The 21,441-nt window shown below is 56.0% G+C and carries 20 protein-coding genes and 1 tRNA gene; 15 read left to right on the top strand and 6 right to left on the bottom strand.

Features of this window, described 5'->3' with window-relative positions; genetic code table 11:
* Positions 1 to 13: 13 nt before the first annotated feature.
* A complete protein-coding gene (locus G4C92_RS01080) occupies positions 14 to 1,351 on the top strand; it encodes a replication-associated recombination protein A (protein WP_274940787.1) in 1,338 nt (445 codons plus the stop codon).
* A gap of 124 nt (positions 1,352 to 1,475) precedes the next feature.
* Here the strand turns inward: G4C92_RS01080 and G4C92_RS01075 are convergent, their stop codons facing one another.
* Positions 1,476 to 1,988, bottom strand: coding sequence for a DUF4364 family protein (locus G4C92_RS01075; protein ID WP_274940786.1), 513 nt, complete (start codon positions 1,986 to 1,988; stop codon positions 1,476 to 1,478).
* A 198-nt stretch (positions 1,989 to 2,186) separates the two neighbouring features.
* Between G4C92_RS01075 and G4C92_RS01070 the strand changes: the two genes are divergently transcribed.
* The 4 genes from G4C92_RS01070 to G4C92_RS01055 all read left to right on the top strand — a co-directional run bounded on the left by G4C92_RS01070 (position 2,187) and on the right by G4C92_RS01055 (position 4,986).
* On the top strand, positions 2,187 to 3,023 hold the full coding sequence (locus G4C92_RS01070; protein WP_274940785.1) for a basic amino acid ABC transporter substrate-binding protein: 837 nt from the start codon (positions 2,187 to 2,189) through the stop codon (positions 3,021 to 3,023).
* Positions 3,024 to 3,182: 159 nt separating this feature from the next.
* On the top strand, positions 3,183 to 3,881 hold the full coding sequence (locus G4C92_RS01065) for an amino acid ABC transporter permease (protein WP_274940784.1): 699 nt from the start codon (positions 3,183 to 3,185) through the stop codon (positions 3,879 to 3,881).
* A 22-nt stretch (positions 3,882 to 3,903) separates the two neighbouring features.
* Entirely contained in the window at positions 3,904 to 4,638 is a 735-nt protein-coding gene (locus tag G4C92_RS01060; RefSeq protein WP_274942034.1) for an amino acid ABC transporter ATP-binding protein, read from the top strand.
* A gap of 36 nt (positions 4,639 to 4,674) precedes the next feature.
* Positions 4,675 to 4,986 (top strand): YerC/YecD family TrpR-related protein, encoded by a 312-nt coding sequence (locus tag G4C92_RS01055; RefSeq protein ID WP_274940783.1) that lies wholly within the window; start codon positions 4,675 to 4,677, stop codon positions 4,984 to 4,986.
* Positions 4,987 to 5,107: 121 nt separating this feature from the next.
* Here G4C92_RS01055 and G4C92_RS01050 read toward each other — a convergent pair whose 3' ends face one another.
* Positions 5,108 to 5,728, bottom strand: coding sequence for a DUF1836 domain-containing protein (locus G4C92_RS01050; RefSeq protein ID WP_274940782.1), 621 nt, complete (start codon positions 5,726 to 5,728; stop codon positions 5,108 to 5,110).
* Positions 5,729 to 6,004: 276 nt separating this feature from the next.
* Between G4C92_RS01050 and G4C92_RS01045 the strand changes: the two genes are divergently transcribed.
* The 7 genes from G4C92_RS01045 (at position 6,005) to G4C92_RS01015 (ending at position 13,879) form a co-directional block, all read left to right on the top strand.
* Positions 6,005 to 8,401 (top strand): ATP-dependent helicase, encoded by a 2,397-nt coding sequence (locus G4C92_RS01045; RefSeq protein WP_274940781.1) that lies wholly within the window; start codon positions 6,005 to 6,007, stop codon positions 8,399 to 8,401.
* A gap of 24 nt (positions 8,402 to 8,425) precedes the next feature.
* Entirely contained in the window at positions 8,426 to 9,685 is a 1,260-nt protein-coding gene (locus G4C92_RS01040) for a polysaccharide deacetylase family protein (RefSeq protein WP_274940780.1), read from the top strand.
* A 75-nt stretch (positions 9,686 to 9,760) separates the two neighbouring features.
* Positions 9,761 to 10,105, top strand: a complete 345-nt coding sequence (locus G4C92_RS01035) for a hypothetical protein (RefSeq protein WP_274940779.1) — start codon at positions 9,761 to 9,763, stop codon at positions 10,103 to 10,105.
* Positions 10,106 to 10,448: 343 nt separating this feature from the next.
* Positions 10,449 to 11,852, top strand: coding sequence for a 23S rRNA (uracil(1939)-C(5))-methyltransferase RlmD (rlmD, locus tag G4C92_RS01030; RefSeq protein WP_274940778.1), 1,404 nt, complete (start codon positions 10,449 to 10,451; stop codon positions 11,850 to 11,852).
* 29 nt (positions 11,853 to 11,881) lie between these two features.
* Entirely contained in the window at positions 11,882 to 12,133 is a 252-nt protein-coding gene (locus tag G4C92_RS01025; RefSeq protein ID WP_274940777.1) for a DUF1294 domain-containing protein, read from the top strand.
* Positions 12,134 to 12,622: 489 nt separating this feature from the next.
* The gene (locus G4C92_RS01020; RefSeq protein ID WP_274940776.1) at positions 12,623 to 13,675 is read left to right on the top strand and encodes an IS30 family transposase; all 1,053 of its coding nucleotides are present in this window, start codon (positions 12,623 to 12,625) and stop codon (positions 13,673 to 13,675) included.
* Between the two features lie 132 nt (positions 13,676 to 13,807).
* A tRNA-Gly gene (locus G4C92_RS01015) sits at positions 13,808 to 13,879 on the top strand.
* Between the two features lie 863 nt (positions 13,880 to 14,742).
* Here G4C92_RS01015 and G4C92_RS15155 read toward each other — a convergent pair.
* From G4C92_RS15155 to G4C92_RS01000, 4 genes are read right to left on the bottom strand one after another with little or no spacing between them, the layout of a single operon-like run.
* Positions 14,743 to 15,840, bottom strand: coding sequence for an ABC transporter substrate-binding protein (locus G4C92_RS15155; protein ID WP_330654747.1), 1,098 nt, complete (start codon positions 15,838 to 15,840; stop codon positions 14,743 to 14,745).
* Positions 15,840 to 16,646: an ABC transporter permease gene (locus tag G4C92_RS15150; protein ID WP_330654746.1), complete on the bottom strand. Its 807-nt coding sequence runs from the start codon at positions 16,644 to 16,646 to the stop codon at positions 15,840 to 15,842. Before G4C92_RS15150 ends, G4C92_RS15155 begins: the two co-directional genes overlap by 1 nt.
* A complete protein-coding gene (locus G4C92_RS01005; RefSeq protein ID WP_274940775.1) occupies positions 16,643 to 17,467 on the bottom strand; it encodes an ABC transporter permease in 825 nt (274 codons plus the stop codon). The genes G4C92_RS15150 and G4C92_RS01005 overlap by 4 nt, the downstream gene beginning before the upstream one ends.
* Complete coding sequence (locus G4C92_RS01000; protein WP_274940774.1) at positions 17,460 to 18,533, bottom strand: ABC transporter ATP-binding protein; 1,074 nt, start codon at positions 18,531 to 18,533, stop codon at positions 17,460 to 17,462. The genes G4C92_RS01005 and G4C92_RS01000 overlap by 8 nt, the downstream gene beginning before the upstream one ends.
* A 269-nt stretch (positions 18,534 to 18,802) precedes the next feature.
* Here G4C92_RS01000 and G4C92_RS00995 point away from each other — a divergent pair, with 269 nt between their 5' ends.
* From G4C92_RS00995 to G4C92_RS00985, 3 genes are read left to right on the top strand one after another with little or no spacing between them, the layout of a single operon-like run.
* Positions 18,803 to 19,912 carry a hypothetical protein gene (locus tag G4C92_RS00995; protein WP_274940773.1) on the top strand — a complete coding sequence of 370 codons (1,110 nt, stop codon included), beginning with the start codon at positions 18,803 to 18,805 and terminating at the stop codon, positions 19,910 to 19,912.
* The gene (locus G4C92_RS00990) at positions 19,909 to 20,709 is read left to right on the top strand and encodes a YveK family protein (RefSeq protein ID WP_274940772.1); all 801 of its coding nucleotides are present in this window, start codon (positions 19,909 to 19,911) and stop codon (positions 20,707 to 20,709) included. The genes G4C92_RS00995 and G4C92_RS00990 overlap by 4 nt, the downstream gene beginning before the upstream one ends.
* Positions 20,706 to 21,437, top strand: a complete 732-nt coding sequence (locus G4C92_RS00985; protein ID WP_274940771.1) for a CpsD/CapB family tyrosine-protein kinase — start codon at positions 20,706 to 20,708, stop codon at positions 21,435 to 21,437. Before G4C92_RS00990 ends, G4C92_RS00985 begins: the two co-directional genes overlap by 4 nt.
* Positions 21,438 to 21,441: the final 4 nt, after the last annotated feature.

The raw sequence follows: 21,441 nt of genomic DNA, 5'->3' as shown, positions 1-21,441 counted from the left end.
AAAGGAGCGGAGCATGGATCTCTTCGATTATATGAATCAGAAGAACGGCGAGAAGGAATCGCCGCTCGCGAGCCGGATGCGACCTCGAACGCTGGATGAGGTGGTCGGGCAGCAGCATATCATCGGGAAAGGGCGGCTGCTTTACCGGGCGATCAAGGCGGACCGGCTCACCTCGGTGATTTTCTATGGACCGCCGGGAACAGGAAAGACAACGCTTGCAAAAGTGATTGCGCATACCACGCATGCGGAGTTCCGTCAGCTCAACGCGACGACATCGGGAAAAAAGGATATGGAAGAGGTGGTCGAAGGCGCGAAACGTTCGATGGGAGGCTACGGAAAACGCACGATCCTTTTTATCGATGAGATTCACCGCTTCAACAAAGCCCAGCAGGACTATCTTCTGCCGTTTGTCGAGGACGGTACCGTGACGCTGATCGGGGCGACGACGGAAAACCCGTACTTCGAGGTCAACGCGGCGCTGCTGTCGCGTTCCACGGTTTTCGAGCTGAAGCCGCTGTCAAAGGAGGATATCGGGACGCTGCTGGATCGGGCGATGAAAGATCCGGACCGGGGACTGGGCAGCTACCGGGCGGTCCTCACGCCGGAGGCCCGGTCTTTTCTGTCTGATATGGCCGGCGGTGATGCGCGGACCGCACTCAATGCCATCGAGCTGGCGGTGATGACGACGGACAGAAGGCAGGACGGAACCGTGGTGATTGATCTTACGACCGCTGAAGACTGCATTCAGAGACGGGCCGTGCACTATGACAAGAACGGAGATCAGCATTATGATACGATATCCGCCTTCATCAAGAGCATGCGCGGCTCGGATCCCGACGCGGCTGTCTACTATCTCGCGAAGATGCTGGAGGCGGGCGAGGACATCCGCTTCATCGCCAGGCGGATCATGATCTGCGCCTCCGAGGATGTCGGAAACGCCGATCCGATGGCGATGGTGGTCGCGGCGAGCGCGGCGCAGGAGGTTGAGCGGATCGGCCTGCCCGAGTCCCAGCTGATTCTCTCGCAGGCCGCGATCTATGTCGCCTGCGCGCCGAAGAGCAACGCCTGCACAGAGGCCGTCTTTGCGGCGAGGCGTTCGGTGAGGGAAGTGAAGACGACTGTACCCGTTCATCTCCAGGACGCCCATTACGCCGGGCATGATTCGCTTGGTCACGGCATCGGCTATCTGTACGCTCATGATTTTCCGAATCACTACGTGCGGCAGCAGTACCTGCCGGACGAAATCCGGGACGCCGTCTTTTATGAGCCGACGGAGATGGGATATGAGGCGAAGATACGGACGCGCCTTGCGTTTCTGAAAGAGCACGCGGATGAAAAGAAGCCGGTCTGACCGGACATAAGGGTGTGAAAACGGAGCGGAACCGCGTGACGGCCCCGGACCCGTGACGGACGGGCTGCAGGGCCGTACGGGCGGTTCCGCTCCGGTCATTCTTTCGTGAGACGGCTGCTTTTTTTCAGAGCAGCGTCGTCATGATCGTCATGTAGATGTCCTGGGATTTTACCGGCCATTTCGTGCAGACACGCTCGGCCTCCTCCTGAGTGGTCACGTTGATTGTGAGATCAATCAGCGTTTCTTTCCCCTCATTGACTCGGCAGTGGACTGCGTATCCCCCGTCTCCGGTCATCTCGTAGTCGGCGAGTGTGCAGCTTTCGTTCCGGAGCTCAAATGCATTCTCACGGAGATAGGTATCGATGTCGCGCTTGATGGCGTAGGCGATCTCGCCGCTGAAATACTCCAGCGTCTTCTCCCCCTCCATCGTCGCGGTGTACTGGGACATATTGCGGATCTTCTCCGCCGTGATCAGCTTCGCGTCCACGAGGTCATTGATGGCCTCCTGAACGTGAAAATAGTCCGTGTATTCCTTTTCGGTCATAAAATCGGTGATCTGCGTGTTGGAAAGAGGAAAATTCACCTTGCGCAGCATATACAGAATGATGAGCTTGTAGAGCGTGAGACCTTCCGCCATGATGACTCCTTCCATCCGGGACACCGCGTTCTCTCAGTGAACCGTTTTACTATCATAACAATTCTTTCAGGTCCGTTCAAGTGGGGAATTGAGGGAAATCCAGGGCAGAGGTTGACTTTAGTACGGTGAAATATTAAAATACGACAGAATGATCAAAGAAACACCGGAAACGGCATTTTCTGAAGGAGGGAAAACGATATGAAAAGCATGAAACTGACAGCGCTGCTTCTCGCGGCGGTGACGGCGATTTCCATGACGGCGGTTGCGGTCCCGGCGGCAACGGATCAGGTCGAGGCGATCAAGAAGGCGGGCAAGATCCAGATGACGACGAACGCGGAATTCGAGCCCTTTGAGTATAAGGACGGCGATGAGATCGTCGGCATCGATATCGACCTCAGCCAGGCGATCGCGGACAAGCTCGGGGTGAAGCTGGAAGTCAGCGATATTGCGTTTGATTCTCTGATCCCAAGCATGAACGCCGGTAAGGCGGATTTCATCGCGGCCGGCATGACGGCTACCGAGGACCGGAAAAAGAACGTGGATTTCTCGGATCCCTATTTCAACGCCTCCCAGGCGATCATTGTCGCGAAGGACAGCGACATCAAAACAAGAGAGGATCTGAACGGCAAGACGGTCGGCGTTCAGCAGGGCACGACCGGCGACACCTACTGCACGAATGACGACGGATCGAGCGATGTGAAGGTCAAGGAAGTCAAGCGCTATCCGAAGGGAATGGACGCCGTCTCCGACCTGATTGCGGGCCGTCTGGACGCGGTGGTCATCGACGATTATCCGGCGGAGAAGCTGGCTGCAAAGAATGCGGACAAGGTCGTGAAGCTGGATGACGCGCTGACCGAAGAGGAGTATGCAATCGCGATGCCCAAGGGCAGCGACCTCGTCGACGTGGTCAACGGTGTGATCAAGGATCTGAAGGACAGCGGCGAGCTGAACAAGATCATCGACAAGTACATCGGCGATGATACGGAAAGCGGCGCTTCCTCTGCCGTGGAAACGGCTGAGTCGGCGGCGGAATGAAAACGCCGGATAAAACCGGACAATGCCGGTTCGCTCTCTGATGAGACGGCCGGATGATAACGGACGGGATCCGTTCCGGACCCGGATAAAGACATTCCGGAGCGGCGCCCCGTCCGTTGGCATGTATGATAAAAAGACAAAAAGGAGAGAAGAGTGACGATGGGCAGTCTTGCTCAGAACCTGTATGATGATTTTATCTCCAAGAACCGCTACCGCTATCTTCTGGACGGCCTCGGCAATACGCTGGTCATCACGATCTTCGCGCTGATCATCGGTGTCGTCCTCGGTGTTCTGGTAGCGCTTACGCGCGTGACGTATCAGCAGGCGGAGCACCGCAGTGTGCTGCTCCGGATCCTCAATTTTATCGGAGGCCTGTATCTGACGGTCATTCGCGGGACGCCTATGGTCGTTCAGCTGATGCTGATGTATTTCGTGATCCTGCAGTCGGGTACGCCGCTTCAGATCGCGATTCTCGCGTTCGGAATCAACTCAGGTGCGTATGTGGCGGAGGTCATCCGGAGCGGGATTCAGTCCGTCGACCGCGGACAGGCAGAGGCCGGGCGGTCACTGGGACTTGGAAGCCGTCAGACGATGACACGGATCGTGCTGCCGCAGGCTTTCAAGAATGTGGCGCCGGCGATTTTCAACGAATTTATTTCCCTCCTCAAGGAGACGTCGGTGGCTGGCTATGTCGGCATTCAGGATCTGACCAAGGGCGGCGATATCATCCGGTCGCAGACATACGACGCGTTCCCGCCGCTGCTGGCGGTCGCCCTGATCTATCTTGTGATCGTGATCTGCCTTACGCAGGTGCTTCATGTGATTGAGAGGAGGCTGGCGAAGAGTGAACTCAGATAAGCGGACACCGGAAAAGGATGTCATGATTTCCGTGCGGAATCTTCACAAAACCTTTCACAACGCCAGCGGTGCGGTGGAAGTTCTCAAGGGCATTTCCACGGATATCCGCCGCGGCGAGAAAGTGGTGATTATCGGTCCCTCCGGTTCAGGGAAAAGCACCTTTCTGCGCTGCATGAACCTTCTGGAGAAGCCGACCTCAGGTGAAATCTGGTTTGACGGCCGGGAGGTGACGGCACCGAAGGTAGACCTTGATGCGGTACGAGCCCAGATGGGGATGGTCTTCCAGCATTTCAATCTCTTCCCGCATCTCACGGTGAGAAAGAACATCACGCTCGCCCCGGTGCTGCTGAAGAAGCAGACGCAGGAGGAAGCGGATGCGCAGGCGGACAGGCTGCTGGACCGGATCGGGCTTCGGGACAAGGCTGAGTCCTATCCAGGCCAGCTCTCCGGAGGGCAGAAGCAGCGGATCGCGATTGTCCGCTCTCTCGCGATGAATCCGAAGGTCATGCTCTTCGACGAGCCGACCTCCGCCCTCGACCCGGAGATGGTGGGCGAGGTGCTGGCGGTGATGGAGGAACTCGCCGGAGAAGGCATGACGATGGCTGTGGTCACACACGAGATGAATTTTGCGAAGGATGTGGCGAGCCGGGTGCTGTTTGTGGATGACGGTCAGATTCTTGAGGAAAATACACCCGACGCGTTCTTTTCACATCCTCAGAACCCGAGGACGCAGGACTTCCTCTCGAAGATCCTGTGAGCAGATGCCGCCGGGGGCGGCAGCAGGGGAGTCAGTATGAGCAATAAGCTGCATAATCAGTCGGTGGACAATCTGTTTGATGCGATTCTGACGCTGCGGAACCGGGAGGAGTGCTATGCCTTCTTCATGGACGTCTGCACGATGAACGAGATCGCGTCGCTGTCCCAGCGCTATGAGGTGGCCGGTATGCTCCGTGAGCACCGTACTTACCTCGACATCTCGGAAAAAACGGGCGCCTCCACCGCGACGATCAGCCGGGTCAACCGCTCGCTGAATTACGGCAGCGACGGCTATCAGACGGTCTGGCGCCATCTTGATGAGAAGAAGGAATCATCGGATCCCTCCTGATGAAAAAGGAATCACATGACAAAAAGGGGCGCCGCACTGACGTGCGGCGCCCCGCAAACTTCAAAACAGCCGGAGGGCTGTTTTTTTGATGAAAAAACGGAAGCTGTGCCCGGATGCCGGCTTACTTCTCCTTTTCTCCTGTCTGCTCCGCCGCTTCCTTCCTCATCCCGTCTACGGCCGCCTCGATCAGCTTCTTTTTTACATAGACGTCGAAGGAGAGAAGACAGATGAAGGCAAACAGATGGAGATATTCCTCGCTTTCGTCAGAGGCGTCCGGAAACGTCTTCTCTGCCATCCGCCATCTTCGGATCAGATCCTTTGACATATATCCGGTCTGGCTTCGGACAAGGTCATAGGCAGTCTGGTAGATGTCCTTCATGCTGAGGCCGTCGCTTGACTGAAAATGATTGTCTTCCAGCGGAGTCAGGAGCGTCTTGATGTCGCTGATGGAAAGGAAATCCTTCAGATAATATACGTAAATCAGAAGAAACAGGTGATCCTGCGAATACTTCTTCTTATCCGGCGGCGGAATCAGCTTGTTCTTGGTATAATTGTTGATCATCGTTTTGGTGAGGATCTTCTCCTCCGGGTAACGCTTGCAGCTTCCCAGCTTGGAGTCCATAAACGTGGTGATCTGGTCCATGTAAAGAGGAATGTCGGGCACATCCTCAGGGAGAATGTAGCTTAAGTCCTTGAACTCCTCCATCACCGCCCGAAGAACGGAGCGTGTGCTGTCATCCATATGCAGCCTCCTGATTCTATATGTGGAAATACAGCCGCCATATGCGGCCGTTCTGCCTTTACATCATATCGTTTTCGAAACGATTATACAAGTGCATTGCACATCATACTGGAATGCCTCCGGACTTGTCCGATCTGGCGGCCTTTGCTATAATAGGAACACTGTTCAGCGGAAAGAACACGGAAAAGGCAGACGTGGGACAGGGAATCCGGCCTGCTGCGCGGTCTGCCCGGACTGAGGCCGGTGCGAGTGCCGCAGGATTTACAAAGGAGATTCATGAACGAGACTGAAATTCTCGAGAAACTGAATGACAGGCAGCGGGAGGCGGTGCTGGCGACGGACGGACCGGTGCTGATCCTGGCCGGCGCCGGGTCCGGCAAGACCCGCGTGCTGGTGCACCGGATCGCTTATCTGATCGATGTCGTCGGGGTGTATCCGTCGCAGATCCTTGCCATCACCTTTACGAACAAGGCAGCGGATGAGATGCGAGGCCGGGTGGACACGCTGATCGGAGAAGGAGCGGAGCACGTCTGGGTCAGCACGTTCCACTCGCTCTGCGTTCGCATTCTCCGCCGGCACGCGGATCGCATCGGCTTCACGCGGTCTTTTTCCATCTATGATTCGGATGACCAGCTGACGCTGATGAAATCCGTGTTCAGGGAAGAGCACGTTGATGCGAAGAGGCTGAAGGAAAAAGCCGTTCTCGCCGCGATTTCCTCGGCGAAGGACGAGCTGGTTTCACCGGAGAAATACCGGGCGGTTAACCGGGACTTCTTCGGAAGCCAGGTCGCGGATCTCTACGAGCGGTATCAGAGACGGCTGAAGGAAAGCAACGCCATGGACTTCGATGATCTGATCGTGAAAACGGTGGAGCTTTTCGAACAGTTTCCGGAGGTGCTTGAATCGTACCGGAACCGTTTCCGCTATCTGATGGTGGATGAGTATCAGGATACCAATACGGCCCAGTTCCGGTTCGTGAGTCTTCTCGCCGGCGGGCACGGGAACCTCTGCGTGGTAGGCGACGATGACCAGAGCATTTACAAATTCCGCGGCGCGAATATCCGGAACATCCTCGGATTTGAGAAAATTTATCCGGATGCCGCGGTGATCCGGCTTGAACAGAATTACCGGTCCACAAAGCATATCCTGAGCGCGGCCAACGAGGTGATTCGTCATAATCTCGGCAGGAAGGAGAAACGGCTCTGGACCGATCATCCGGAAGGGGAGAAGATCGCCGTCCGCCGGTTCGACAGCAGCTTCGAGGAGGCGGAGTACGTCTGCGGGGAGATCGCTTCGTATATAAGAGACGGCCTGTATGACTACCGGGACTGCGCGATACTGTACCGTACCAACGCCCAGTCCCGTCTCTTCGAGGAAAAGTTCCTGATGGCCAATATACCGTACCAGATCGTCGGCGGCGTCAGCTTCTACTCGAGAAAAGAGATCAAGGATCTTCTTGCCTACCTGAAGACGATTGACAACGCAGTGGACGATCTTGCCGTCCGGCGGATCATCAACGTTCCGAAACGAGGCATCGGCGCCACGACAGTGGCGAAACTGAACGACTATGCCGTCTCGGGCGGGATGTCGCTCTTCGAAGCGGTCTGCGCCTGCGGAAACGTACCGACGATTTCCGGAGCGGCGGCGAAGAAGGTCGCGGCCTTCAGCGATTTCATCGGTGTGCTGCGCGCAAAGGCGGAGGACGCTTCCGTTCCGGACGTGCTGAAGGAGGTCATCGAACAGACCGGGTATGTCCGCGAACTTGAGGCGGAGCATACCGAGGAGGCGGATGCACGGATCGACAACATCAACGAGCTTGTCAACAAGGCCGCTCAGTATCAGGAAGAAGCGGAAACGCCGACGCTGTCCGGCTTCCTTGAGGAAGTCGCGCTTGTGGCCGACATCGATACGGTAGACGAGGGAGACGACCGCGTGCTGCTGATGACACTGCATTCAGCGAAAGGCCTCGAGTTTCCGGTGGTTTTCATGACCGGTATGGAGGAAGGACTTTTCCCCAGCAGTCTCGCGATTCATGCCGACCGGCCTGAGGAGGAGATCGAGGAGGAGCGGCGGCTTGCTTATGTGGGCATCACACGGGCGAAGGAACGTCTCACGCTGACCTGTGCACGGGAGAGGATGGTGCGGGGCGAGATGGTGACGAGTCCGATGTCCCGTTTTATCCGGGAAATTCCGAGGGATATCGTGGACATGGGGCCGGTCGGCGCCCCGGGACGGCGCGTCACGCTGCCCGCCCGCGGAGCCGATGCGGCCATCCGGAGCGCCGTGCTGGCTTCGCCGTCATTCGGGCGTCCGTTCCCCGGAACCGGCGAACGGCACAGGGATTCTTCTTACAGCAATCCTTACGCGGCCTATCAGAAGGCGGTTCGGTCGGCCGGAGGGCCTGCGGCTGGTTCAGACGGCGGGGCCGCTTCGGGACCGGCCGGCGGTTCTGCCGCTTCCGGTCTGAACAAGTCCGGATCGGAAGCGGCCGTTCCGGCTGGTGACGGTCCGCTCGGTTATCAGACGGGCGACACCGTCCGGCATGTGAAATTCGGGGAAGGCGTGGTCAGGGAGATCGCGGACGGAAAGAGGGACTACCTCGTGACAGTCGATTTTCCGTCATGGGGTGTCAAGAAGATGTACGCATCCTTTGCGAATCTGAAAAAGGTTTGATGGATTGATCAGGAGGATTATGAAATGAAAAAGATCATCAGTGCGGTGCTGCTCGCCGTGACAGCCCTGCTCCTTGCGGGCATCGTTTTTCTTTCACGGGATGTCATGCGGCAGTCCGCCGCCACGGACACGGCCCAGAATGTCAATCCGGCGACGCAGGTCCGGACGACGGTTGTCTCCGGTACGCCCGCCGCGTCTGAAGCCTCTTCCGCTGCGCAGACGGAGGCTGCCGTTATTTCCGCCGCGTCTCAGACTCAGTCGGGCGCGGCAGAAACGGCTGTGAGCGTTTCGGCGAATGCGCCGGCCATAAGTGCTGCTTCCTCTGCAGCCTCCGCTGTTTCCGCTTCAGAATCAGCGCCGTCATCCGGGACGGATACGCTTTACACTACGGATATCGTCAATGTCCGCAGCCAGCCGAATACGGACAGCGCCGTGCTCGGCAAGCTGACAATTCATGAGCAGGTCAAGAAGACCGGGGAATCCGGCGAGTGGACGCAGATCGATTACAACGGACAGACTGCTTTCGTGAAAACCGAGTACCTCTCCGCGACGAAGGAGAGTCTGAAGACGGACTGGGATCTCAGCTCACTTTCCACGGAGGAGATCAATTTCGGCTACTCCAGCCAGAACCGCGACGAGAACAATGTGCCGACCGACTGGGAGTACTATGACAGCAAATGGGGGCAGTTCGCTGTCAAATGGATCGGAGATACCTCGAAGAAGGTCATATATCTCACGATGGACGAGGGCTTCCCGAACACCACGACGCCGACGATTCTTGACACGCTGAAGGAGAAGAATGTCAAAGCGACGTTCATGCTGACCAAGTATTTCCTCGACGGCAGTGCGGATGTGGTGAAGAGAATGATCGACGAAGGCCATCAGATCGGCGACCACACCTGCACACATCCGGATATGGCGAAGCTGAGCGTTGAGGAGCAGAAGGAACAGATCATGGGCGTCTACAACGAGGCGAAGGATCAGTTCGGCTACGAGATGAAGTATTTCCGTTTTCCGGAGGGCATCTTCAGCGCGGAAGCGCTGGGACTGGTCAACAACCTCGGAATGGAATCCGTCTTCTGGTCCTACGCCTATAACGATTACGATGAGGACAACCAGCCGGATGTCCAGGAATCGCTTCAGAAGGCGCTGGACGCGCTTCATCCCGGCGCCATCTATCTGCTTCACGCGTCCTCGACGACGAATACGGCCATGCTGGGAGATTTCATCGACGGCGTACGCGCCCGGGGCTATGAATTTGGCGAACTGAAGTTCCTTGAGTGACGGATTCATTGTGGAAAAGGACGAATCGGCGTGTTATAATGATCTCAGCTTTGTTGAGAGAGGATGGTGCATACTATGAACAATAAGCTTGATGAAATTCTCACCCACGTTAAAAAGCAGGAAAAAAGCAGCAAGCTTGTGAAGATCCTGTCTGTGGTCGGAATCATCGCAGGGATCGCTCTGGTTGCGTATGCTGTGTACCGCTTCTTCACTCCGGACTATCTCGAAGACTTCGATGACGATTTTGATGATGACTTCGACGATTACTTCGAAGATGAGGAGAAGACGGACAGCAAACCGTCCGATACCGTGAAGAAGACGGCCGAGAAAGTGGCTGAGAAGGCGGAAGAGGTGGCAGAGGACCTGAAGCAGAAGGTTGCGGATGCCGCTGCGGAAGCGAAAAGCGCGGTCACGGAATGAGGCTGTGCGAGTGGGGCGCTCCGGTCAGGAACCGGGGCGTCTTTTTTCGTGTAAGCTACGAGCCACGCGCCTTCAGGAGCAGGACCCTGCGCGTGCTTGCACGGGCGCAGGGCCCTGCTCCTGAAGGCATGCGGCGACAGCCGCGATGAGTGCCAGCGAAGCAGGCACGAATTGGCGTGGCTCGGAGCTTACACGGGCGGAAAAGAGGCCCTGCGCGTGCTTGCACGGGCGCAGGGCCCTGCTCCTGAAGGCATGCGGCGACAGCCGCGATGAGTGCCAGCGAAGCAGGCACGAATTGGCGTGGCTCGCCATAAGGAAAACGAACAGAACGGGAGGAAAACGGATGAAGCGCAAGGACATTGCATGCGCGCGCATAGAGACGACGGATTATCCCAGCAAAGGGCATTTCCACGTGAAGGAAACCGGCGAGACAGGCACGGTCAAACTCACCATTCCGGGACAGACCGTGCGCTTCCGCGTCTACAAGAATCATAATCACCATGTCAGCGGCCACCTGCTTGAGGTGGTGGAGCGTTCCCCGCTGGAGACAAGGGAACCGGCCTGCATCCCGTTCGGGCGGTGCGGCGGCTGCCTTTATCAGACCGTGCCTTACGCGTCCCAGCTCGAGCTGAAAGAACGGCAGATCAAAAAGCTGCTGGCTCCGGTGCTTGACCCGGAGTCCGTCTATGACGGGATCAAAGGGTCCCCGAGGGAGTTCGGCTACCGGAACAAGCTCGACCTCTCTTTCGGCAATGAGGAAATCGACGGGCCGCTGACGCTGGGCATGCACCGGATGCGGTCCCGTTACTCTGTGCTGGATGCCGATACATGCGTGCTCGCTCATCCTGATCTGACCATGATCGCGGCTGTGATCCGCGATTACTGCGCATCAGCCGGGCTGCCCTTTTACAATAAAATCCGGCATGAGGGCTATCTTCGCTTCGTTCTGCTCCGGCGGTCGGAGACGACAGGGGAGATCCTCATCGTGCTTGCCGCGACGACACAGAGGCAGCATGATTTTCAGCCGCTGACGAAGCTTCTGCTTGAGCTTCCGCTGGAAGGCCGGATCGCCGGCGTCTGGCTGGCCGACGACGACCGGTATGCGGACGCGCTGATTCCGGACCGGCTGCACTGCCTGTACGGCCGGGATTACTTCGAAGAGAGAATACTGGGGCTTACGTTCCGGATCACGCTGTTTTCCTTCTTCCAGACGAATACGGGCGGCGCGGCATTGCTTTATGACATGGTTCGATCCTATGTGCGGCGGTCCTCGGAGACGCTACCGGAAAAGCCGGTGATCTATGATCTCTACTGCGGCACGGGAACCATCGCGCAGATTCTCGCCCGGGAAGCCGGCGCGGTCTACGGCGTGGAAATCGTTCCGGAAGCCGTGGAGGCCGCGAAGCAGAACGCGGAGCTGAACGGACTGTCAAACTGCTGTTTCTATGCCGGAGATGTGCCGGAGATTATTCCGTCTCTTCCGCAGCGGCCGGATTATGTCGTGCTGGATCCGCCCCGGGAAGGCGTTCACGAGAAGACACTGAAGCAGCTCCTGGAGTTCGGTATACCGCATATGGTCTACATCTCCTGCAAAGCGTCAAGTTTCCTCACGGACATGCAGTTCCTGCGCGGACAGGGATGGCGAATCGAGCGCTGGGGGCTGGCAGACCTTTTTCCTCAGACTCCGAACGTCGAAGCCATCGCGCTTTTAACCCGTGCGGAATCATTCCCGCACACGGAAGAATGAGACAGGGGGGGTGTCCCGTGCAAGCCATCATGGTCTATCTTGCGGTGATCAATCTGATCACCTTTCTGATTTACGGCGCTGACAAGTGGAAGGCCGTCCATCACCGATGGAGAGTTCCCGAAGTGACTCTGATTCTGCTTGCCGCCGCGGGAGGAAGCGCAGGGGCGTATCTGGGGATGAGAACATTTCATCATAAGACCCGCAAGAACAAGTTCCGCATCGGCATTCCGGCGATCCTTTTCCTTCAGATTGCGTTTGCCGTGATACTGATTCATCATTGAATACAGAAGACTGCCATTCCCCGCAGAGTCATCACATCTGATTCTGCGGGGAATGGTTCATTCATCCAAGCGGCGAAGAGAGAGCATACGGCAGGACGGGGCTTCAGGTTACATGCAGCAGGCAAAGTTACACATGTGTTAATCTGTGATATAATGCTGAATTTGGAGAATGCAGAGGTGAAGCCCGATGAATCCGGAGCTTTTTAACAGAAGCAGTCGGTTGACAGCTTAAATGGATCGGAAACAGCCAAAAAAGATCATAAGGGAACGTCGGGTTCTGTCATCTCTCAGGATAAAGGGACAGTATTCCACAGGACCTGGATTCATGCATGCGGGTATGCGAAAATGAGAAACAAAAAGAAAGCGGATAAAAAGAAATACGCCGATTGTAAAATGAAGTTGGACATCTGAATATAATAAAGATCCATGGCAGGATCTTTGGTAGAATGTAAGTCACCACAACAAACTTTCTACAGGAGAATCGCCACCATGGACAACTCTCATTCTACCATATCTTCCCATATAAAAGGCAAACATCTTTCGTATGAGGAACGAGTTCTTATTCAGATTCGTCTTAAAGACCACTACTCAATCCGGGCAATTGCCCGTGAGATCGGCTGCTCACCGAGCACTGTCTCGAATGAAATAGCACGTGGTTCCGTTGCCTTATATAACGGCCGCGTGACCCGTTATAAGGCTTCTGCCGGTCAGAAAGCCTATGAGGACAACCGAAAGCACAGTTGCCGGCATTATGACTTCCTGAGCAAATCAGCGTTTCTGGAGTATGTATTGAAACACTTTACAGAAGACGGCTGGTCATTGGACGCCTGTGCTGGACGCGCTATTCTCGATGGTCAATTTACCAGAGAACAGATCGTCTGCACAAAAACGCTTTACCGCTATGTTGATCTTGGCTTCTTTGACATCAGAAACCATAACCTTCCTGAAAAGCTGAAGCGTAAGTCCAAGAAACATAGATCTCGGATCAACAAGAAAAGGCTGGGCCGCAGCATTGAGGAACGTCCCAGAGAGATCGAATCCCGTGAGGAATTCGGACACTGGGAATGCGACCTCGTATTGGGCGCTAAGACCCAGGATGACCAGGTCCTGCTCACTCTTACTGAACGCAAAAGCCGTGAGTTCCTGATGCTTCCTATTGCTGACAAGACATCAGTGTGTGTCATGGAGGCAATCAAACAACTTCAGGAGATTTACAGCGAACACTTCAGCGAAGTGTTCAAAACCATCACCTCAGATAACGGTTCGGAATTCGCCGACCTTTCAGAACTTGAGAAGATGGCTGATACGCTTGTCTACTATGCTCATCCCTACACGTCCTGCGATAAGGGAACCGTAGAGCGGCATAACGGTCTGATCAGAAGGTTCATACCGAAAGGGAAGCGGATTGATGACTTTACCGGTCAGCAGATCTCCGATGTGGAGATCTGGTGTAACTGTCTCCCGAGGAAGGTCCTGGGGTATAGAACCCCGGAAGAAATCTTCGAGGAGGAAATCGACCGAATCTACCAGGCTACTGCCTAGCGAAGGGTGTCCAACTTGTTATTGCAATTTGCGGCATTATTCCAATATTTTTTGCTATTACTTCAATGTTTTCTGTTGACACAATAAGTGGATTGTTGTATTATATCAGAGTCGTCAAAAGAAATGACGCACGCGCGAGTGGCTCAGCGGTGGAGCACCACCTTGCCAAGGTGGGGGTCGCGGGTTCGATCCCCGTCTCGCGCTCGAGGGAGGGTTCCGGGTCGCCTGCAGAGGCGGTTCGGGGCTTTTCTTTATGCGCAGAACCGAGAGGCAAAAGATTGCCTGCAGAGGCGGTTCGGGGCTTTTCTTTATGCGCAGAACCGAGAGGCAAAAGATCGCCTGCAGAGGCGGTTCGGGGCTTTTCTTTATGCGCAGAACCGAGAGGCAAAAGATCGCCTGCAGAGGCGGTTCGGGGCTTTTCTTTATGCGCAGAACCGAGAGGCAAAAGATTGCCTGCAGAGGCGGTTCGGGGCTTTTCTTTATGCGCAGAACCGAGAGGCAAAAGATCGCCTGCAGAGGCGGTTCGGGGCTTTTCTTTATGCGCAGAACCGAGAGGCAAAAGATCGCCTGCAGAGGCGGTTCGGGGCTTTTCTTTATGCGCAGAACCGAGAGGCAAAAGATTGCCTGCAGAGGCGGTTCGGGGCTTTTCTTTATGCGCAGAACCGAGAGGCAAAAGATCGCCTGCAGAGGCGGTTCGGGGCTTTTCTTTATGCGCAGAACCGAGAGGCAAAAGATCGCCTGCAGAGGCGGTTCGGGGCTTTTCTTTATGTGCAGAACCGAGAGGCAAAAGATTGCCTGCAGAGGCGGTTCGGGGCTTTTCTTTATGCGCAGAACCGAGAGGCAAAAGATTGCCTGCAGAGGCGGTTCGGAGCATTTCTTTATGCGCAGAACCGAGAGGCAAAAAATAAGAGAAGTAAAAGAAACCGGGGCGACCGTATGTTTGGTCGTCCCGGCGTTTCCGTTTCTGGCCGATCCGCGTTTCGATTTCGCACGTCCCGGCGTTTCCTGCTTTCATGATCCGGGCGAGGCAGTCTGCCGCCCCCGGTGTAAGCGTCCTGTACGGCCGCTTACGCGCTCTTTACCTCTTTCCAGAGGTTATAGTACATCTTGTCCGCATCCTCGCCCAGATAGCGGTAGGCTTCCAGTCCGCTGCATTTCGAGAGGTCGGGGAAGAGGAACGGATTGTTCCGGGTTTCCTCATCCATCAGGTCCATCGCCGCGGTGTTGGGCGTTGAGTAGTAGATGTACTCGAAATTCTTGAGAGCGATGTCTCCGCGGCACATGTAGTTGATCCAGGCCTCAGCCGCTTTTTTATGCCGGGTCTGTTTCGTGATGACCCAGGAATCGAGCCAGACGTTCGTTCCCTCCTTCGGGATCGCGTAATCGAGATCCGGATTCTCCTCATGCGTGTACTCGGCCTCGCCTGAGTAAATGACGCCGAGCGCGGACTCGTTTCCGATCATCTTGTCACGTACCTGATCGACGACATAAGCCTGAACCAGCGGCTTTTCCTCAATCAGAAGATCCTTTGCCTCTTCCAGCTGCTTCAGGTCTGTGGTGTTCATGGAATAGCCGAGCTTTTTGAGCGCGACCATGAAAAGGTCGCGGACACTGTCCTGCATCAGGATGTTGTCATTGTACTTTTTGTCCCAGAGAATATCCCAGCTGTCGACCTTGTCCGTCACCATCTTCTTGTTGTAGAGGATTCCGACGGTGCCCCAGCAGTACGGAACCGAGTAGAGGTTGCCCGGATCGAAGTCCTCGGACATCTTCCAGTACTCACTGCCGATGTTCGCTTTCACGTTGGGCATCTCATCGTAATCGAGCTTGAGAAGAAGATCGTTCTCGGCCATTTTCTGGATCATATAGTCGGACGGGCAGATCACATCGTACTGGGACGGGTCGGCGGCGATCTTCGGGTACATGATCTCGTTCGTCTCGAAGACATCGTAGACCACATGGTACCCTGTCTCCTTCTCGAAGCTTGTGATCACGTCGGGATCGATATACTCGCCCCAGTTATAGACATAGAGCGTATTGGAACTGTCCTCTGACCTTGTGCTCCGTCCGCTTTCCGCACCGCATCCGGTGAGGACCGCAAAGGCCGTGCAGAAGGTCAGGACCAGGGCCGCGGCCCTGCGGCCTCCGTCTGATATCTTTCTCATCATCTGTCCTCGATTCTCGCCTTTTCGGCGCTGTCCTGAGCGCGGTTTACCAGAAGAAGCAGCACGAACACGGTGACGAAGATCATCGCGGAGAGTGCGTACATCTCGGGCTTGATCCCGAGCTTGACTTCAGAGTAGATCTTGGTGGAGAGGGTATGGATCCCGGCCCCCGCCGTGAAGTGCGTGATGATGAAATCGTCCAGCGACATCGTGAAGGCCATCAGTCCGCCCGACAGGATGGAAGGCATCAGCTCCGGCAGAACCGTTTTCCGAAATGCTGTGGCGGGACTGGCGCCCAGATCGAGCGCGGCCTCGTAGATATGCGGATTCAGCTCCCTGTAGCGCGGCATCACGCTCACGATCACATACGGAATATTGAACGTGATATGGGCGAGGAGAATCGTCACGAAGCCGAAAGGAACCTTCAGCGTGAGGAAAAGCAGCATGAAGGAAATGCCGGTGACGATATCCGCGTTCAGCATCGGGATGTTCGTGACGCCCATCATCACGGTGCGGCCCCGCTTCCTCATCTTCGAGATCGCGATGCAGGCCATGGTCCCGAGAATGACAGCGATGACCGAGGAAAGGACGGCGAGGGCGATCGTCGTGAGGAAGGCCTGGCCGATATCCGCGTCCGTAAATAATGAGCGGTACCATCTCAGGGTGAAGCCGCCCCAGCGCCCCCTGCTTTTGCTGACGTTGAACGACTGAATGATCAGCAGCACGATGGGGGCGTACATGAAAATAAAGATCAGCGCGATATAAAGGCGCTTTAAACCGCGGTGACGGATCCGGTTCGTTTTCATCGCGACACCTCCTCATCTTTTTCCGTGACCGCGGAGATCACGACGCTTATGATGATGAAGACGAGCAGCACGAGAGACAGTCCCGCGCCGAGATTCCAGTCATAGGCGACCATAAACTCCTCCTCGATGACGTTGCCGATCAGAAGGATCTTGCCTCCCCCGAGCAGGGAGGAGACGACGAAGGTCGTGAGAGCCGGAATGAAGACCATCGTGATGCCGGAGATCACGCCCGGCATCGAGAGTGGGATGATGATCCGGTTCAGTGTTTGGCGCTGGCTTGCGCCAAGGTCTCGCGCGGCGTTGATCACGTTGCCGTCGATCTTCTCCAGCGAGTTGTAGATCGGCAGGATCATGAACGGAAGAAAGTTGTAGACCATGCCGAGTACGATGGCTCCCGGGGTGTTGATCATCCGCAGCGGGCGAAGACCAAGGGCGGTGAGCGCCGTGTTGATGATGCCGGTTTTCTCGAGAATCGACTGCCAGGCATACGTCCGAAGCAGAAAATTCATCCACATCGGAACGATCAGCAGCATCGCGAGAAATGAATGGGTCGTTTTCTGGGTCTCAACCAGAAACATGCTCAGCGGGTAGGCGAGCAGGAGACAGACGCCGGTCGCGATCAGCGAAAGGAGCAGCGCCATCAGCAGCGATTTGCTGTGGGCTGGTTCGGCGATGGCCGCGACATTGGCCAGCGTGAAATGACCGCTGGCGTCCGTGAGCCCGTACCAGAATACCATAAGCAGCGGCACGATGATGAAGACCGCCGCCCAGGCAATGTAGGGGATGCCGAGCATCCCGGCGATTTTCTTCGTCTTAGTCATCGATGCCGGCGGCCTCCTCATCCTCGGATTCGGGTTTGTTCATCACCTGAATATTGAAGGGATCCACATGGATGCCGACACGTTCGCCGACGATATGAGGGCGGGTGGAATGGGCGACCCACTCACGTCCTCCGACGTCGAGGCACATCTCGTAGTGCACGCCCTTGAAGATGAGATCCGTCACGACGCCGTCAACGGTTCCTTCGCCCGGAGCGACGAGTTCCACATCCTCCGGACGGATCACGATGTCTACGGGACGGTTCATGCCGAAGCCCTTGTCCACACAGGGGAAGAGCGTGCCGTCGATCCGGATCAGCTCGTCATGGACAAAGCTGGCCGGGAAGAGGTTGGAATCGCCGATGAAATCGGCGACAAATGCATTTTCAGGCTCATTGTAGATTGATTCCGGAGATCCCATCTGCTGGATATAGCCCTGATTCATCACCACGATGGTGTCGGACATTGTCAGAGCCTCCTGCTGGTCATGCGTGACGTAGATGAATGTGATCTTCAGCTCGTTCTTCATCCGGATCAGCTCATACTGCATGTCCTGCCGGAGCTTCAGGTCAAGGGCGCCGAGCGGCTCGTCCAGCAGCAGCACGCGCGGCTCGTTCACGATTGCGCGGGCGATGGCGATTCGCTGCTGCTGACCGCCGGAAAGGTTGCTGACAGAACGTTTTTCAAAGCCCTCAAGACCGACCAGTTTCAGGGCGTAATGAATCTTGTCCTCGATGTAGGATCGGGGTTTCTTCTTTATATTTAATCCGAACGCAATATTCTCCGCGACGTTCATATGCGTGAACAGCGCATAGTTCTGGAAGACTGTATTCAGCTGACGTTTGTTGGGGGGAAGGTTGGTGATGTCTCTGCCCTCGAAGATGACGCTGCCTTTGTCCGGAGACTCGAATCCTGCGAGAATCCGGAGCGTAGTGGTTTTTCCGCAGCCGGAGGGGCCGAGCAGTGTGACGAACTCGTTTTCGTGAATGACGAGATCAAGATCGTCGAGAACGACCTTGTCGCCGAAGGACTTGGAAATGTGGTTAAGATGGATCAGCTCGTTATTCAACTCATAAATCCTCCTGATTTGTATTCCGGCTGTGCCGGAGTGGAATGGATTCGGGACCGAAGCCCGAAATCGATTCATTATATCATTCTTCCCGGTGAATGAATATGATGAAATTAAGAAGCAGGACCGATATAATTCTGAAATCACGGCGTGAAATTGACATCCGGGGTCAGGTTCTTTATAATAGAAGAGATAGTGCCGGAAAAGGCGGCAGGCAGAAATGCCGCAGGGATGCCGGGCGATTGCCCGGCTGCTGATCGGAGACGAGTATGGAATACATTCTGAACAGACGTTCGAACGGGCAGCAGACCGCCGGTTCGAAGGCGCCGGGGGACATTCTCCGGATTGCCGGCCAGATGGGCATGCGGACTTTTGATATGCCCGCATTTCCGGAAAAGCAGCCGAAGCTCATTCAAAAGCTTTGGCTTCTGACCGTACCGGCATTTCGAATGCAGAAACTCGGGCATCAGCTTGAGGCCGGGGACATCGTTCTCTATCAGCACCCGATGTATGCGAACCGGGTGATGCTGCGTCTCATTCCGGCAATCCGGAAGAGGAAGAAGGCCGCCTTCGTGGCGCTGATCCATGATCTCGAGTCGCTTCGCGGCGGAATCAGCGGGATGAAGCAGGTCAATGAGGAGACGTACAGAATAGCTGACAATCAGCTTCTTGCTGCGTTTGATGTGGTGATCTGTCACAACAGCCGGATGCGGGATTATCTGATCGGACAGGGCTTTGATCCGGAGCGGGTGGTTTCTCTCGGCATTTTCGATTATCTCTGTGACGGAACAAAAATCCGAAAAGAACGGAAGCGGGATCTGTCGATTGCGGTGGCGGGCAATCTTGCGAGAGGCAAATCGGGCTATGTGTACCGTATGCTGGAGTCCGATATGCCGGTGACACTTCATCTGTACGGACCTTATTTTGAAGCGAGACGGGTGTCGTCCGAAAGGACGGTTTACCACGGTACGCTGCCTGCGGATGAGCTCCCGGGTCGGATGGAGGGAGCTTTCGGTCTGGTCTGGGACGGACCGGAGATGACGACCTGTGCGGGAAATACCGGCGGATATCTGAAATACAACAATCCGCATAAGCTGTCGCTGTATCTGGCTGCGGGGCTTCCCGTTGTGATCTGGAATGAAGCGGCGGAGGCCGACTTTGTGAGGTCGGAGGGAGTCGGGATCGCAGTGGCTTCTCTTGAGGAAGTGCCGGGCAGGATCGGCGCGATGACGGACGCGGACTATGAGACGATGGCGGAGCGGGCGGCCCGGGTCGGAGAAAAACTGAGAAAAGGCGCTTACTTCACGGAGATCTGGCAGCTCAGCCGCGAAATCATCAGGAAACATACAATCCGTTCATATGAGGGGGAAAGGAAATGAACCAGCAACTACAATCGGGAGCATCGGGAGCGCGGAGCCAGGAGACGACCATCGATCTGGCGAAGCTGTTCGGCATGCTGTGGAAGAACCGGATGCGTGTTCTTGCGGCCACGCTGCTTGGCGCGCTGATCGCGTTCGCCTGCACGGTGCTGTTTATCCGGCCGACATACAGGGCGAGCTTCGTGGCGTTTGTCAATAACCGGACGACGGCTTCCAGCACAGATGCGCTGTCGTCGGGAGATACGTCGGCGGCGCAGTCGCTGACCTATACCTACGCATCGATCCTGACAAGCCGCACGGTACTTGAGGACGCGCTCGGACGGGCGAAGCTCGGCTCGGACTGGACATATGACCGGATCCGGGAGAGCGTGACGACGTCGATCGAGAGCCAGACACAGCTGATTGATGTGTTCGTGACCCTGGATACACCGGATCACGCCTATGAGCTTGCCCGCGCCGTCGCGGAGGTGGCGCCGGACTACATCGCAAACATCGTGGACGGCTCCTCTATGAAAATCGCAGTCGCGCCCGAGAAGCCGCAGAAAAAATACTCTCCGAGCACAAAGCGGAATACAGTGGTCGGCGCACTGCTCGGGTTCCTGATCTCCGTTGCCGGTCTGGTGGTTCTTGACCTCACGGACCGCCGCATTAAATCGGAGGAATCGCTGATCGAACGCTATCCGTATCCGATCGTCGGGACGATACCGGATATTTTCGGATCCATGGACGTAAAGGGCGGATATGTTTACGAAGAAACGGTATCCGGAACTAGGAAGGCGAAGGAGGGGAACCGATGATGCTTTTTTCGGGAAAGAAGAACAGAAGCCGGACGGACCGCCGCGCGCGCGATCTGGACAGGGAGGCCATTCTGACAGACGCTTCTCCCTGGCCGGTCAGAGAGGCGTACAGGGCGCTGCGTACGAACATCATCTTCTCCCTTCCGGGCAAGGAAGGCAAGGTGATCGCGGTGACATCCTCTGGCCGCGGGGAAGGAAAATCGACCAACTGCCTCAACACGGCGATATCCTTCGGTCAGCTGGACAAGAAGGTGATCGTGCTCGACTGCGACATGCGGCTTCCGACGATCGCCGCCAGGCTTTCGATGCGCAGCGCGCCCGGCCTTTCCGACTATCTTGCCGGTCAGGCGGAGCTCAGCAAGATCGTCCGCCGTTCGCGGAACGCGCCGGTCGATGTGATTCCGGCCGGCAATATTCCGCCGGACCCGACGCTTCTTCTGCAGTCGAAGCAGCTGGGCACACTGATTATGGGTCTTCGAAAGGTCTACGATTATATTTTCATTGACCTTCCGCCGGTCACAACGGTCACGGATGCGGCATTGTTCGCTGCCTATGCGGACGGCTATCTGCTCATTGTGAAGCACCAATGCACTGAGTTTGACGGGGTGGACGACATGCTGGAGCAGCTCCGGTTTGCCAATGCACATATCATTGGCTTCATCTACGCCGATGCGGAAGTGGAGAGCAAGAAGTATTACCGGCACTATTACTACAAGAAGGAATCCTGAGCAG

This window comes from Chordicoccus furentiruminis, from assembly GCF_019355395.1.
GTDB lineage: Bacteria > Bacillota > Clostridia > Lachnospirales > Lachnospiraceae > Chordicoccus > Chordicoccus furentiruminis.
The sequence above is the reverse complement of the archived record's forward strand: the minus strand, read 5'-3'. Positions and strand labels throughout refer to the sequence as shown.

What these genes read in the sequence shown, in the direction of transcription:
- G4C92_RS01075 (WP_274940786.1), bottom strand. Translation starts at nt 1,988, where the DNA reads ATGGCGGAAGGTCTCACGCTCTACAAGCTCATCATTCTGTATATGCTG.
- G4C92_RS01055 (WP_274940783.1), top strand. Translation starts at nt 4,675, where the DNA reads ATGAGCAATAAGCTGCATAATCAGTCGGTGGACAATCTGTTTGATGCG.
- G4C92_RS01050 (WP_274940782.1), bottom strand. Translation starts at nt 5,728, where the DNA reads ATGGATGACAGCACACGCTCCGTTCTTCGGGCGGTGATGGAGGAGTTC.
- G4C92_RS01060 (WP_274942034.1), top strand. Translation starts at nt 3,904, where the DNA reads ATGATTTCCGTGCGGAATCTTCACAAAACCTTTCACAACGCCAGCGGT.
- G4C92_RS01040 (WP_274940780.1), top strand. Translation starts at nt 8,426, where the DNA reads ATGAAAAAGATCATCAGTGCGGTGCTGCTCGCCGTGACAGCCCTGCTC.
- G4C92_RS00995 (WP_274940773.1), top strand. Translation starts at nt 18,803, where the DNA reads ATGGAATACATTCTGAACAGACGTTCGAACGGGCAGCAGACCGCCGGT.
- G4C92_RS01065 (WP_274940784.1), top strand. Translation starts at nt 3,183, where the DNA reads ATGGGCAGTCTTGCTCAGAACCTGTATGATGATTTTATCTCCAAGAAC.
- rlmD (WP_274940778.1), top strand. Translation starts at nt 10,449, where the DNA reads ATGAAGCGCAAGGACATTGCATGCGCGCGCATAGAGACGACGGATTAT.
- G4C92_RS01080 (WP_274940787.1), top strand. Translation starts at nt 14, where the DNA reads ATGGATCTCTTCGATTATATGAATCAGAAGAACGGCGAGAAGGAATCG.
- G4C92_RS01005 (WP_274940775.1), bottom strand. Translation starts at nt 17,467, where the DNA reads ATGACTAAGACGAAGAAAATCGCCGGGATGCTCGGCATCCCCTACATT.
- G4C92_RS01070 (WP_274940785.1), top strand. Translation starts at nt 2,187, where the DNA reads ATGAAAAGCATGAAACTGACAGCGCTGCTTCTCGCGGCGGTGACGGCG.
- G4C92_RS01045 (WP_274940781.1), top strand. Translation starts at nt 6,005, where the DNA reads ATGAACGAGACTGAAATTCTCGAGAAACTGAATGACAGGCAGCGGGAG.
- G4C92_RS01035 (WP_274940779.1), top strand. Translation starts at nt 9,761, where the DNA reads ATGAACAATAAGCTTGATGAAATTCTCACCCACGTTAAAAAGCAGGAA.
- G4C92_RS15150 (WP_330654746.1), bottom strand. Translation starts at nt 16,646, where the DNA reads ATGAAAACGAACCGGATCCGTCACCGCGGTTTAAAGCGCCTTTATATC.
- G4C92_RS01025 (WP_274940777.1), top strand. Translation starts at nt 11,882, where the DNA reads ATGGTCTATCTTGCGGTGATCAATCTGATCACCTTTCTGATTTACGGC.
- G4C92_RS00985 (WP_274940771.1), top strand. Translation starts at nt 20,706, where the DNA reads ATGATGCTTTTTTCGGGAAAGAAGAACAGAAGCCGGACGGACCGCCGC.
- G4C92_RS01020 (WP_274940776.1), top strand. Translation starts at nt 12,623, where the DNA reads ATGGACAACTCTCATTCTACCATATCTTCCCATATAAAAGGCAAACAT.
- G4C92_RS00990 (WP_274940772.1), top strand. Translation starts at nt 19,909, where the DNA reads ATGAACCAGCAACTACAATCGGGAGCATCGGGAGCGCGGAGCCAGGAG.
- G4C92_RS15155 (WP_330654747.1), bottom strand. Translation starts at nt 15,840, where the DNA reads ATGAGAAAGATATCAGACGGAGGCCGCAGGGCCGCGGCCCTGGTCCTG.